The following is a 12,796-nucleotide window of genomic DNA, read 5'->3' as shown; positions in this document are numbered from 1 at the left end:
GCTTGCGTCTAATCCTGTTGGCTTTATTAGCCTTGGTCTTTCCTGCGATGGCACAGGAAGATATGCCTGCCAAAGTCTGGCTCGAGAAAATGAGTCAGGCTTTACGAGAGAAAGAGTTTAAAGCATCGATTATTCAACTTCAGGCCGATCATATTCGGCCTTTGGTTTACCTGCACGGTAAGGTGAATAATCAAGAAGTTGCCTTTCTAGAATACCTTAACGGTCCACCTAAAAATGCTGTGCGTGTCGGCAATCGTGTCACCTTTATTGAGCACGACGAGCCTGCATACAGTATTGTTTCTAATCATATCCAAGGTGTTTGGCCTGCCGCTTTTTCTGCCAATATGGCGGATTTAGAAGTGGGGTATCAATTTGTGCTTGGTGGTCGCACCCGTATTGCTGGGCGCCCTGGGCAAATGATCCGCCTGTTGCCCAATGATGAATTCCGTTATGGCTTTCAAATTTGGCTCGATATGGAAACTTATCTGCCGCTGCGATACGACATGCTGACTCAAGATAAGCAATTGCTTGAGCAGATCATGGTGATTGAACTCATCGAATTCAGCGAGCCGCCAGCTATCTTGCAAGAAGCCTATAAGCAAGAATGGCCGGCAGTTATCGATCAAGCCGAGCGACAAGACGGTCAAAACTGGCAATTTGCTTGGTTACCCGCAGGGTTTACTGTGGTCGTGCGTGATCACCATAGATTGATTGGTAGCCATGAGGCGGTGGAATACATAGCACTGACCGATGGGCTAGCGAGTATCTCCGTTTATGTTGCGAGAGCAAGTACAAGTCCATTGCCTGAGGAGTTAATCACCCGTAATGGTTTGTCGCTAGTTTCAGAAAAAGTGGGTAATGCCGAAGTGGTTGCTGTGGGTAAAGTGCCGACAGAAACTCTAACGCGCATTGCTAAAAGTCTGACGCTAGAATAGGACGCCGATTATGATGGAAGAAATTGCCCGAGTCGTCGCCAGTGATAGCCAAGGCTGGTTGACGGTTGAAGTCGAACTTAAGAGTACCTGCAAGAGCTGCAGTAACAGTGAGTCTTGCGGGACTTCTGCTGTGGCTCAGGCTTTTTCCTCGAAAACCCAGCAATTTTCGATTCAGAGTGACCGCCGCTGCGAGGCGGGTGAGTTACTCAAACTAGGACTTCCCGAGAGCGTGATCCTCAAAGCAGCGGCATTAATCTATTTAATGCCGCTGTTTGGTTTGTTTGTTGGCGCGGCGTTAGGCCAATTTTTAGGCCAGTTGCTTGAGTTTAATCCTAACCTCGGTGCCATGGGCTTTGCGGCCGTTGGTGCCTTGCTTGCGTGGTCTTTTGGTAAGCAACAGGCCAAACGCTTAGAAGTCGATGCTCAACCTGTGATTTTGGCCTATTTGGGCATGAGCATCAATTTACAAGAATTAGCTCAATAATTTCAATGTGTTATTTTTTATTAAATAACAGCTAACTGCGGTTTTGGGCGTTGTTTTATCGGCCTGTCCTAAGTAGGAGTGAATGTGATTGGTATTGAAACCGCAATCAGGTACAATTTCGCTCCTTTGAACCGTATCCATTTTCAGTATTAGTCATTGCAGCATAATGAAACAAATTAGAAACTTCTCAATTATTGCCCATATCGACCATGGTAAATCGACGCTATCAGATCGTCTTATTCAGGTTTGTGGCGGTTTAACCGACCGTGAAATGGATGCTCAAGTTTTAGATTCTATGGATCTAGAACGTGAGCGTGGTATTACGATTAAGGCACAAAGTGTCACTTTGGATTACAAAGCCAAAGATGGCCTTGTCTATCAACTCAACTTTATTGATACCCCTGGTCACGTTGACTTCTCCTATGAGGTCTCGCGCTCATTAGCTGCCTGTGAAGGCGCTTTGCTGGTGGTTGATGCGGGTCAGGGCGTTGAAGCTCAGACACTGGCAAACTGTTATACCGCGCTGGATATGAATCTAGATGTGGTACCTATTTTAAACAAGATTGACTTACCACAAGCCGATCCAGAACGTGTTGCTGCCGAGATTGAAGATATCGTCGGTATCGATGCCATGGATGCTGTGCGTTGTTCGGCTAAAACCGGTGTCGGTGTCGACGAGGTTTTAGAAGTCATTGTTGCCAAAATCCCACCGCCAGAAGGCGATCCTAACGCACCATTGCAAGCCTTGATCATCGATTCTTGGTTTGATAACTACCTAGGCGTAGTGTCTTTAGTGCGAATTAAACACGGTAGCCTGAAAAAAGGTGACAAGTTTAAGGTAATGTCTACTGGACAAAACCACACTGCGGATCGCGTCGGTATTTTCACCCCAAAACAAACTGATAAAACCGAGCTTAAAACCGGTGAAGTAGGCTTTGTGATTGCGGGTCTGAAAGAAATTCACGGCGCGCCTGTGGGCGATACATTAACTTTGGCCAAAAACGGTGCAGAAAAGCCGTTACCTGGTTTTAAGAAAGTGAAGCCTCAGGTATACGCTGGCGTATTCCCGATTTCTACCGACGAATATGAAAACTTCCGTGATGCGCTGAACAAACTCAGCCTGAACGATGCGTCATTATTCTTCGAACCAGAAAGTTCATCGGCACTCGGTTTTGGTTTCCGCATTGGCTATTTAGGCCTGCTGCACATGGAAATCGTCCAAGAGCGTTTAGAGCGTGAATACAACCTAGAGTTGATCACTACTGCGCCAACCGTAGTGTACGAAGTGGTGATGACCAACGGTGAAACGATTTACGTTGATAACCCGTCTGATTTGCCAGCGATTAACAACATCGAAGAAATGCGTGAGCCGATTGTTGAGGCCAACATTTTAGTGCCAAAAGAATACTTAGGTAACGTGATTACCCTATGTATTGAAAAACGTGGCACGCAAGTGAACATGGTTTACCACGGTAACCAAGTGGCTGTGACGTATCATCTGCCAATGGCGGAAGTGGTTATGGACTTCTTCGACCGTTTGAAATCCACTAGCCGTGGCTATGCATCACTCGAATATAACTTTATTCGTTTCGATCCTGCAGACATGGTGCGTTTAGATATTCTCATCAACGGCGACAGAGTCGATGCCTTGGCTATGGTTATCCATAGATCCAACATTCGTCACCGTGGTTTAGCCTTAGTCGATAAGATGAAAGAGCTGATCCCGCGTCAGATGTTTGATATCGCGATTCAAGCGGCTGTGGGCAGTCAAATTATTGCTCGTTCAACCGTGAAAGCCCTGCGTAAAGACGTAACGGCTAAATGTTATGGCGGCGACGTTTCTCGTAAGAAAAAACTCTTAAATAAACAAAAAGAGGGTAAGAAACGGATGAAGCAAGTGGGTAACGTTGAGGTGCCACAGGAGGCATTCTTAGCGGTACTTAAGCTAAACGAGTAATCGTTAGCATAAGAAATGACCATTTAGTTGACTATTGCGCCGCTGTTTGCGGCGCTTTAGTTAGGTTATCGCATTGGTTTATCACTTTGGTTTACCAAGGTCGAATACGGTAAGTTAACTAAAGTATGATATTCGCTGAGTTAGGCACCTTTAAATGATTTTAAAGCAGGAGTTCAATAAGCAATGGCAGCGTATTTTTCCATTATTCTAGTGCTAATCACCCTGATCTCGGGACTTATTTGGTTAGTCGATGTGCTCGCATTCGCCCCTAAGCGTCGTGAGAATTTAGCGTTAGCCAAGGCCTCGCAAGCGACGTTAACCGAAGAAGCCGAGTACCAAATCATTCGTGAGTCGACCATAGTCGAAACCGCACACTCTATTTTCCCTGTGATTGCCTTTGTGTTGATCCTGCGTTCATTCATTTATGAACCATTTCAAATCCCATCGGGTTCTATGATGCCAACCCTCTTAGTGGGCGACTTCATTCTGGTGGAAAAATTCAGTTATGGGCTTAAAGATCCCGTATGGCGCACTAAACTGGTTGAAACTGGCGAGCCAAAACGCGGTGATGTGATCGTGTTTAAATACCCTGAAAATCCGCAAATTGACTACATCAAACGTGTTGTCGGTTTACCGGGTGATAGAATTATTTACCGTAATAAGCAGTTGATGATCCAGAAGGCCTGTGGCGTTGAGCAAACAGATTGCCCAGAACCACAAGTTATCGCCCGTACTGAGATCAGCCGTGGTGATTACAGCCAAGATGGCGTGCCATTACTGCGTTACACGGAGCAACTGGGCGAAGTCGCCCACGATATTTTGATCAACCCAAGTCGTCCCGACATGTTGGGATATTTTAAACGCGAAGGTAACTTACCTGCAGGTGAGTTTTTAGTTCCTGAAGGCCATTACTTTGCCATGGGTGATAACCGCGATAACAGCACCGATAGTCGTTTCTGGGGCTTTGTGCCAGAAGAAAACCTTGTTGGTAAAGCGGTAGCGATTTGGATTAGTTTTGAATTTGACCGCTCAAAAGCCGACTTCCTCCCAACTTGGGTACCGAGCGGCGTGCGTTTTGAGCGTGTAGGTGGAATTAAATAGCATGGAACCGATTAAAAATTTGCCACGTTTGTGTCGTACTTTAAGTTATGAGTTCAAGAATATTGAGCTGTTGACTCAAGCGCTGACCCACAGAAGTGCGGCAAATAAGCATAATGAACGCTTAGAGTTTTTAGGTGATTCAATTTTATCTATTGTGATTTCTGATGCCTTATATCATCAGTTTCCGAAGGCGACCGAAGGCGATTTAAGTCGGATGCGCGCTACCTTAGTGCGCGGTGATACCTTAACGATCATCGCCCAAGAATTTAAGCTCGGCGATTATTTATATCTTGGTCCTGGTGAATTAAAAAGTGGCGGATTTAGACGCGAGTCGATTCTTGCCGATGCGGTTGAAGCCATTATTGGCGCCGTTTACCTTGATTCCGATCTCGAAGTTTGCCGTGTATTACTGCTGAAATGGTATGCCGAACGTTTGGCCGAAATCCAACCTGGGATCAGCCAAAAAGACGCGAAAACCTTACTGCAAGAACATTTACAAGGGTTTAAAAAGCCGCTGCCTGATTACCAAGTAATCAACATAGAAGGCGATGCCCACGATCAGACATTTACCGTTGAATGTCGTATTGAAGACTTGAGCCAAAGCGTCATTGGTGTGGCGAGTTCACGCCGTAAAGCCGAGCAAATCGCGGCCGCTCAAGTATTGGAGTTACTAAAGAAATGACCAAAAAAACAGACTTGTCAGGTATCGATGCAGCAAAAGCGGCAACTGAGCCGAGTTTAGATGAATTACTGGCAAGGATGAATGCGGCCGCGCCAACGCCGTCGGCCCAATACGATGTCACTTATTGCGGCATGGTGGCGATCATTGGTCGCCCTAACGTCGGTAAATCGACGTTAATCAACCGTTTGCTTGGCCAGAAGGTGAGTATTACTTCTAAAAAGCCGCAAACGACGCGCCACCGTATCATGGGTATTCATACCGATGGTCCTAAGCAAATCGTGTTTATCGATACACCGGGTTTGCACATTGAAGAGCAGCGGGCGATTAACCGATTGATGAACCGCGCTGCGGCCAGTTCACTTGCTGATGTGTCTATGGTGATTTTTGTGGTCGATGGCATGACTTGGACCGCAGATGATGAGATGGTGCTCAGCAAGTTACGCCGTGGCGGCGAAGAGCGTCAGACGATTCTGGCGATCAACAAAGTCGATAATATCAAAGACAAAGAATCACTGTTCCCATATTTGGAAGAAGTCGCCAAAAAATATCCTTTCGATGAAATTTTGCCGATTTCAGCCAGCAAGGGCACTAACGTCCAGCGCATTTTAGAGCTAGCGGCGGCGTCGATTCCTGAAGGACCTTTCTTCTTCCCTGAAGACTATGTTACCGACCGTTCGCAACGTTTTATGGCGTCGGAAATTGTGCGTGAAAAACTGATGCGCTTCTTAGGTGATGAATTACCCTATGATGCGACGGTTGAGATCGAACAGTTTAAGATGATGGAAAATGGCGTTTATCAAATCAATGCCCTGATCCTCGTTGAGCGTGAAGGTCAAAAACGTATGGTGATTGGTAGTAAGGGCGAACGTATTCGTACTATCGCAACTCAAGCTCGCTTAGACATGGAGACCTTGTTTGATAATAAAGTCTTCCTCGAAGTGTGGGTGAAAGTGAAATCCGGTTGGGCCGATGATGAACGCGCCTTGCGTAGCTTAGGTTACGGCGACGATTAAGCATTAATTTCAGCGAGCGCGCTTACCGATGAAACGTGGTTACGTTTTACATCATCGCCCATATCGAGAGTCCAGTGTCTTAGTTAACCTCTTAGTTGACGGTATTGGACGGGTCGATGTGGTTGCCCGAACCGGCAGCGGTAAGCGCTCTATCAAGAGTATTCTCCAGCCCTTTCAACCGCTGATCTTCGAATTTAGTGGTAAGTCTGAATTAAAAACCTTAACTCAAGTCGAAGCTGCTGCGCCTGCTGTGCCTCTTTCCGGCCAAAGCTTGTTTGCTGGCATGTATATCAATGAGTTATTGGTTCGCACTTTGTCTGTGCAGCACAACGCCGAAGAGTTGTTCCTCATTTATCATCAAGCCTTAGTCGGCCTTGCCGCGAAGTTTTGCCAATCCCAACTGCGTTATATTGAGCTCGCCTTGCTGAGAGAATTAGGTTTTATGCCTTCGCTTAGCCGCGATACTCAGGGCGAACCACTCGTTGCTGAAGATTATTACCAGCTCGTGCCTGAGTTAGGCTTTCAATTTGTGCTCAACTCCCGTGCTCGCAACGCCTATCAAGGTGCTATGTTGACGGCGCTTAACGATAACCAACTCACCGATGTGCATTTTTTGAGCGCTAAGTTATTGATGCGCTCCCTGTTAAAGCCATTACTTGGGACTAAACCTTTGCTGAGTCGACAATTGTTCGTCAGCGCTGCCAAGCCAACCAAGATTGATGGGAATAATTCGCCCTAGCTCCTGTTTTTTTGTGTAAGCCTAAGTACAATAAGCCGCAATATCAGCGTTCAACATTAAGGAGTTCCCGATGAGCCGTATCTTATTGGGCGTGAATATCGACCATATTGCTACCCTGCGTCAGGCGCGTGGCACCAGTTATCCTGATCCTGTGCATGCCGCCGCCGTAGCTGAGCATGCTGGCGCCGATGGCATCACTATCCATTTACGTGAAGATAGACGCCACATTATAGACCGCGATGTGTATCTGCTGGCGAAAACCTTGAAAACTCGCATGAATTTCGAATGCGCTGTGACCGAAGAAATGCTTAACATCGCCTGTGAAATTAAGCCGACCTATGTCTGTTTAGTGCCAGAAAAACGTCAAGAAGTTACTACTGAAGGCGGTTTAGATGTGGCAGGGCAGTTAGATAAAATCACTGCCGCAGTGACTCGTTTAGCCGCTGAGGGCATTCAAGTTTCCTTATTTATCGATGCTGATAAAACCCAAATCGATGCCGCTGTTGCCTCTGGCGCACCGCTTATCGAAATCCACACTGGCTGTTATGCCGATGCGAAAACGGAAGCACAAGAAGCCACTGAGCTTGCGCGTATCAGCGAAATGGCCAAATACGCCCATGGCAAAGGTTTAGTGGTTAACGCGGGTCATGGTTTGCATTATCACAATGTGAAACCGATTGCGGCGATTCCTGAGTTATATGAACTCAATATCGGCCATGCGATTGTCGCCCGTGCCGCCATTGACGGTTTAGCGACAGCAGTAAAAGACATGAAAGAGTTAATGCTTGAAGGTCGTCGAGGCGAATAATGGCGATTGTCGGCCTAGGCACAGATATCGTTGAGATTGAGCGGATTCAGGCGCATGTGGCGCGCGCAGGCGATAAGCTGGCGAAACGTGTGCTAACCGAGGCTGAGTTGGCCATTTATACTGGCCATAGTCAGCCAAGCCGTTATCTTGCCAAGCGTTTTGCCGCCAAAGAAGCTGCAGCCAAAGCGCTCGGTACGGGCATTGGCCGCGGCGTGTCGTTTCAGCATATTCACATTGGTAATAATGCTGATGGTGCGCCGACGATTCACTTTACTGAAGGGGCGCTTGCGCGCTTACAGCAGCTTAAAGCGACGATTGGACATATCTCTATTGCCGATGAAAAATCCTATGCGATTGCGACGGTAATCATAGAGTCTCAATAAATCCGAGTTTTGTGTTTGTCGTCTATCAAGAAGGAACCTCAGGGTTCCTTTTTTCATTTCTGGGTGGGTATCAAAATAAGTGCCAAACCAGTGAATGCAACAATTTATTTACTTTTGCTGTTCAGCTTAATTGTTTTACGTTAGTTTATGGCTTGCGCGCCTCTCAATTTGGCGCAGGCAAAGCAGGGGCAAATGAAGAGGAACCCAGAATGAAATCCGCCGCAGAGCAGTTATCGACCTACAAAAGTGTGCATTTAAATCACCGTAATATTCAGACCCATTTTATTGGCATCCCACTGATTATTTGGTCTGCTTTCTTGTTGCTGGCCACTGTACGTATTCCGCTGGGCAGTCTGGGCGAGACCAGTTTAGCCCTGATTGTCGGCGTGTTAGTGTCGGCCTACTATGTCCGTTTACACTTAAGGCTCTCAATGGGGCTGATCTTATTTATGGTTCCTGTACTGCTCACAACTGAATGGGCGGCGCATATTGCCGGTGCCACTTGGCTTGCCCTAGGGGTATTTGTGGTGGGCTGGCTGTTCCAGTTAATTGGCCATAAATATGAAAAAGCCAAGCCTGCCTTTGTAGATGATTTGAATCAGTTATTAATTGGGCCATTCTTCTTGATGGCGGAAGTGTATTTTATGCTGGGCCTAGAAAAGGCGCTCAATGCCCAGATAACGCCGATGGCGATTGAAAAGCGCCGTGCACTTGAGGCGAAAAAGATTTAACTCGTTACATCACTTGGGAAAAGTATTGCTCGGGGGAGCAGTCGGCCGAACGACATTTTAGTATGTGGTTCGGCCGATTTTTTATGGGGCAAATCGAAAGCTAAGCTCTGGGCGGGTGATAATGCAGCGGTATGATGCGCACGGTTTTAATCATATTTTCTGCCACATCGATAATCTCTAAGGGATAACCGGCTAAACGTAAACTGGTGTTAGCTGAGGGGATTTCCTCTAGGTATTCTAGGATCAGACCGTTGAGGGTTTTAGGGCCGTCGGTCGGGAAGTTCCACTTCATTTCTTTATTCAAATCGCGAATGGTAATGCTGGCATCGACTAAGTAACTGCCATCTTGCTGCACTTTGATATCTTCACTCGGCGTGGTTAACATTGAAGTAGTAAAGTCGCCGACAATCTCTTCGAGAATATCTTCGAGCGTCACCAGACCTTGAATGTCACCATATTCATCAACCACTAAGCCGATGCGCTCTTTGTTCTGTTGAAAGTTAGCCAACTGCACATTGAGTGGCGTACCTTCAGGCACAAAATAGAGTTCTTTCACCGCGCGCAGCAGAGATGACTTACTAAATTGCTCTTTAGATTGTAATCGTAGGGCATCGCGCAAATGAATAAAGCCCACCGCATCGTCAACTGTGTCGCGATACACTAACACTCGGGTGTGCGGGCTTTGGATCACCTGACGATTGATGACTTTAAATTCGTCATTGACGTTAATTCCGTAGATATCCGAGCGCGGCACCATAATATCTTCAACAGTGACTTTCTCTAAATCTAGGATAGATAACAGCATTTCTTGGTGACGTTGGGGGATAAGTGCCCCAGCTTCATGTACGACAGTGCGCAACTCTTCTTGGCTCAACGCATCGCTACTATTGACGGTTTTAATTCCCATTAAACGTAAAAAGCCTGACGTGATAAGGTTAACGCCTTTCACGAAAGGCGCTAATAGGATCAACAACCAGCGCAGCAGTATGCTGGAGGGGAAGGCGATACGTTCGGGATTGAGTGCGGCGATGGTTTTGGGGGTGACTTCAGCAAATACCAGTACAACGAGTGTCAGCACACCAGTAGCGATGGCGACACCTAAGTCCCCCCAGAGGCGCATACCAATAATGGTGGCGATAGCCGATGCTAAAATATTGACTAAGTTATTGCCGATTAAGATTAAGCCAATCAAACGGTCTGGACGCTCAAGCAACTTCAAAGCTCTAATCGCCCCTTTATGGCCATTGCTGGCTAAGTGGCGTAGACGGTAACGATTGAGTGTCATCATGGCGGTTTCTGAGCCTGAGAAATAGGCTGAGAATAGGATAAGCACTAGTAAAACGATCAGGAGTGCGCTTGTCGATATAGCGTCCAAAAAAGGCTCCAATATGGCCAGTAAATTTAAGTAAATACCGACATTTAAAAAAAGTGTCAAGTCGGCAGCGGCATTAACTGCCTTTGCCGACTTAAATGTTTAGTTGAGGATTAACTCTTTGACAATGCGCGCGCCAAAATAAGCGAGCGAAAGTAAGGTGGCGCCAGTCAGAGTATAAATGACCGCGGTACGAATTTTACAGCCGACCCAATACTGTTGCCACAACATAGTTATGTATACAAACCAAGCCATTATCGACAGGATTGCCTTATGACCTTTGCCATCGGCGAACATGTCTTCAAGGAAGATAAAGCCGGTTGCGAGTGACAAACTGAGCAAGATAACGCCGATAATCACTAAATGATAAAGTTGTTTCTCAACTGTCATCAGTGGCGGAATACCTGGGCTCAGCATAAATTGTTTTTTCTTCAGCTTATTTTGGATCATCGCCAGTTGTATCGCATACAGGGCGGCAATCATCAGGGCACTGTAGGCCATGAGTGACAAGACGACGTGGGCTAATACTTCAGGATAAAGCTCAAAATGCGTGATGAACTTAGGCGGCAATAACCAGAGTAGGGCGACCGAGAGCACAGAGCAGGCGTAAACCACTGGCACTACGACAATCACCTTCAGCCTGAACATCAACACAGTAAAAGTAAAGGCGATAATCCAGTTCACTAAGGAAATCACGTTCGTCAGGCTAAAGTTTTGCCCATCAGTAGTGAAAATCACTTGGGATAATGCAGCAGCATGCAGAATGACCGCAATGGCTGCAATGCCTGCGACGGCGCGGCGATTCGGACCGTCGGGGTGAAACAATCGACTCGTCACTAGTACCAATGCAATGCAATAAAAAAACATGGCTGAGGCAGAAAAGATGACCATGGGTAATTAACCTATTTGTGTAGTTAAAGGTGCCTTATAAACGGGGCATACAGATCAATATTTTCCCTAGAATAACATGAGCTGTCGGCAAATGGGCAGTGACATGAGTTGCAAAATTTAGCAGATTCTTATTGTTAGGGTTAAATAGTGTGTTAACGACAATAAAACATGACTCAGCGCAAGTAAAACACTTAACCACAATCAAGATGGGTGCAGCAGTAGCATAATGCGCATGCATCGTTATAATACAGCCCATCAATCGAGATTCTTAAAGGTATAGAACAGGACGATGTTTGAGAACCTAACCGACAGACTGTCACGCACACTGAAAAATATCAGTGGCCGTGGTCGCTTAACTGAAGAAAACGTTAAGGAAACCCTGCGAGAAGTGCGTATGGCACTGCTGGAGGCCGATGTTGCCCTGCCTGTGGTGCGCGAATTCGTTAATAATGTAAAAGAACGTGCCGTTGGCCAAGAAGTCTCTAAAAGCTTAAGCCCAGGTCAAGCCTTCATTAAGATAGTTCAAAGTGAACTTGAAAAATCCATGGGCGAGGCGAATGAAGCCTTAGATTTAGCCACTCAGCCGCCAGCCGTGATCATGATGGCGGGTCTGCAAGGTGCGGGTAAAACCACCAGTGTGGCCAAACTGGGTAAATTTTTACGCGAACGCCATAAAAAATCGGTATTGGTGGTCAGTGCCGACGTTTACCGCCCAGCGGCGATTAAACAGCTTGAGACGTTAGCGCAAGAAGTCGCGGTGGAGTTTTTCCCATCGGACGTTAGCCAAAAGCCAATCGACATTGCGAAAGCGGCGATTGCCCACGCTAAATTAAAGTTCATCGATGTGGTGATCCTCGATACCGCGGGTCGTCTGCACGTCGACGAAGCCATGATGGACGAGATCAAAGGCTTACACGCTGCGGTCAAGCCTATTGAGACCTTGTTCGTTGTGGATGCTATGACAGGTCAAGATGCGGCGAACACGGCTAAGGCGTTTAACGAAGCTTTGCCACTGACAGGGGTTATCTTAACCAAAGTCGATGGTGATGCACGTGGTGGTGCAGCGTTATCGATTCGCCATATTACCGGCAAGCCAATTAAATTCCTCGGTGTCGGTGAAAAAACCGATGCGTTAGAACCGTTCCATCCCGATCGTATTGCTTCGCGTATTTTGGGTATGGGCGATGTGTTATCGCTGATCGAAGAAGTTGAGCGCGGCGTCGATAAAGAAAAGGCCATGAAACTGGCTTCGAAAGTGAAGCAGGGTGGCAGTTTTGATTTAGAAGATTTCCGTGAGCAGTTACAGCAAATGAAAAACATGGGCGGCATGATGAACATGCTGGAAAAACTGCCCGGTGTAGGTCAATTGCCCCCAGAAGCCTTAGCGCAAATCCAAGACGGCAAGATGACAGGCCAAATGGAAGCCATCATTAATTCGATGACGTCCAAAGAGCGTAAGAACCCTGATTTAATCAAGGGCTCACGCAAGCGTCGTATTGCTGCGGGTTCTGGCACGCAAATCCAAGACGTAAACCGTTTATTGAAACAGTTTACGCAAATGCAAAAGATGATGAAAAAAATGTCTGCTAAGGGCGGCATGCAAAAAATGATGCGCGGAATGCGTGGCATGATGCCGCCTGGAATGAAATTTCCAGGCCGTTAATCGGACATTTTTAGTTAAACCTAGCACTTTATCAGTC

General features: G+C 46.7%; 13 protein-coding genes. 11 read left to right on the top strand and 2 right to left on the bottom strand.

What is annotated here, in order from left to right; genetic code table 11:
- Positions 1–2: 2 nt before the first annotated feature.
- The 10 genes from NE536_RS04265 (at position 3) to NE536_RS04220 (ending at position 8,833) form a co-directional block, all read left to right on the top strand.
- Complete coding sequence (locus tag NE536_RS04265) at positions 3–935, top strand: MucB/RseB C-terminal domain-containing protein (protein WP_006080775.1); 933 nt, start codon at positions 3–5, stop codon at positions 933–935.
- A gap of 10 nt (positions 936–945) precedes the next feature.
- Positions 946–1,419, top strand: a complete 474-nt coding sequence (locus NE536_RS04260) for a SoxR reducing system RseC family protein (protein WP_011846168.1) — start codon at positions 946–948, stop codon at positions 1,417–1,419.
- A gap of 166 nt (positions 1,420–1,585) precedes the next feature.
- On the top strand, positions 1,586–3,376 hold the full coding sequence (gene lepA, locus NE536_RS04255; RefSeq protein WP_220592334.1) for a translation elongation factor 4: 1,791 nt from the start codon (positions 1,586–1,588) through the stop codon (positions 3,374–3,376).
- Positions 3,377–3,559: 183 nt separating this feature from the next.
- Positions 3,560–4,477, top strand: a complete 918-nt coding sequence (gene lepB, locus NE536_RS04250; protein WP_261271897.1) for a signal peptidase I — start codon at positions 3,560–3,562, stop codon at positions 4,475–4,477.
- A gap of 1 nt (position 4,478) precedes the next feature.
- Positions 4,479–5,159: a ribonuclease III gene (gene rnc / locus NE536_RS04245; protein WP_259510151.1), complete on the top strand. Its 681-nt coding sequence runs from the start codon at positions 4,479–4,481 to the stop codon at positions 5,157–5,159.
- A complete protein-coding gene (era, locus tag NE536_RS04240; RefSeq protein ID WP_259527064.1) occupies positions 5,156–6,172 on the top strand; it encodes a GTPase Era in 1,017 nt (338 codons plus the stop codon). The genes rnc and era overlap by 4 nt, the downstream gene beginning before the upstream one ends.
- Before the next feature lie 28 nt (positions 6,173–6,200).
- Complete coding sequence (gene recO / locus NE536_RS04235) at positions 6,201–6,911, top strand: DNA repair protein RecO (RefSeq protein ID WP_261271896.1); 711 nt, start codon at positions 6,201–6,203, stop codon at positions 6,909–6,911.
- 70 nt (positions 6,912–6,981) lie between these two features.
- Complete coding sequence (pdxJ, locus tag NE536_RS04230; protein ID WP_261271895.1) at positions 6,982–7,719, top strand: pyridoxine 5'-phosphate synthase; 738 nt, start codon at positions 6,982–6,984, stop codon at positions 7,717–7,719.
- Complete coding sequence (acpS, locus tag NE536_RS04225) at positions 7,719–8,102, top strand: holo-ACP synthase (protein ID WP_220592340.1); 384 nt, start codon at positions 7,719–7,721, stop codon at positions 8,100–8,102. Before pdxJ ends, acpS begins: the two co-directional genes overlap by 1 nt.
- A gap of 209 nt (positions 8,103–8,311) precedes the next feature.
- Positions 8,312–8,833: an Mpo1 family 2-hydroxy fatty acid dioxygenase gene (locus NE536_RS04220; protein ID WP_259584707.1), complete on the top strand. Its 522-nt coding sequence runs from the start codon at positions 8,312–8,314 to the stop codon at positions 8,831–8,833.
- 100 nt (positions 8,834–8,933) lie between these two features.
- Here NE536_RS04220 and NE536_RS04215 read toward each other — a convergent pair whose 3' ends face one another.
- Positions 8,934–10,208, bottom strand: a complete 1,275-nt coding sequence (locus tag NE536_RS04215; RefSeq protein WP_006080785.1) for an HlyC/CorC family transporter — start codon at positions 10,206–10,208, stop codon at positions 8,934–8,936.
- A 99-nt stretch (positions 10,209–10,307) separates the two neighbouring features.
- Positions 10,308–11,096 (bottom strand): cytochrome C assembly family protein, encoded by a 789-nt coding sequence (locus NE536_RS04210; RefSeq protein ID WP_006080786.1) that lies wholly within the window; start codon positions 11,094–11,096, stop codon positions 10,308–10,310.
- Positions 11,097–11,385: 289 nt separating this feature from the next.
- On the opposite strand from NE536_RS04210, the gene ffh reads away from it, so the two are divergent.
- Complete coding sequence (gene ffh / locus NE536_RS04205; RefSeq protein WP_006080787.1) at positions 11,386–12,759, top strand: signal recognition particle protein; 1,374 nt, start codon at positions 11,386–11,388, stop codon at positions 12,757–12,759.
- The last annotated feature ends 37 nt before the right edge of the window (positions 12,760–12,796 follow it).

It is taken from the genome of Shewanella septentrionalis, assembly GCF_025370265.1.
Lineage (GTDB): Bacteria > Pseudomonadota > Gammaproteobacteria > Enterobacterales > Shewanellaceae > Shewanella > Shewanella hafniensis.
The sequence above is the reverse complement of the archived record's forward strand: the minus strand, read 5'-3'. Positions and strand labels throughout refer to the sequence as shown.

Excerpts from the sequence above, each read along its gene's own strand:
- NE536_RS04260 (WP_011846168.1), top strand. The coding sequence starts at position 946 with ATGATGGAAGAAATTGCCCGAGTCGTCGCCAGTGATAGCCAAGGCTGG.
- lepA (WP_220592334.1), top strand. The coding sequence starts at position 1,586 with ATGAAACAAATTAGAAACTTCTCAATTATTGCCCATATCGACCATGGT.
- lepB (WP_261271897.1), top strand. The coding sequence starts at position 3,560 with ATGGCAGCGTATTTTTCCATTATTCTAGTGCTAATCACCCTGATCTCG.
- rnc (WP_259510151.1), top strand. The coding sequence starts at position 4,479 with ATGGAACCGATTAAAAATTTGCCACGTTTGTGTCGTACTTTAAGTTAT.
- era (WP_259527064.1), top strand. The coding sequence starts at position 5,156 with ATGACCAAAAAAACAGACTTGTCAGGTATCGATGCAGCAAAAGCGGCA.
- recO (WP_261271896.1), top strand. The coding sequence starts at position 6,201 with ATGAAACGTGGTTACGTTTTACATCATCGCCCATATCGAGAGTCCAGT.
- pdxJ (WP_261271895.1), top strand. The coding sequence starts at position 6,982 with ATGAGCCGTATCTTATTGGGCGTGAATATCGACCATATTGCTACCCTG.
- acpS (WP_220592340.1), top strand. The coding sequence starts at position 7,719 with ATGGCGATTGTCGGCCTAGGCACAGATATCGTTGAGATTGAGCGGATT.
- NE536_RS04220 (WP_259584707.1), top strand. The coding sequence starts at position 8,312 with ATGAAATCCGCCGCAGAGCAGTTATCGACCTACAAAAGTGTGCATTTA.
- NE536_RS04210 (WP_006080786.1), bottom strand. The coding sequence starts at position 11,096 with ATGGTCATCTTTTCTGCCTCAGCCATGTTTTTTTATTGCATTGCATTG.
- ffh (WP_006080787.1), top strand. The coding sequence starts at position 11,386 with ATGTTTGAGAACCTAACCGACAGACTGTCACGCACACTGAAAAATATC.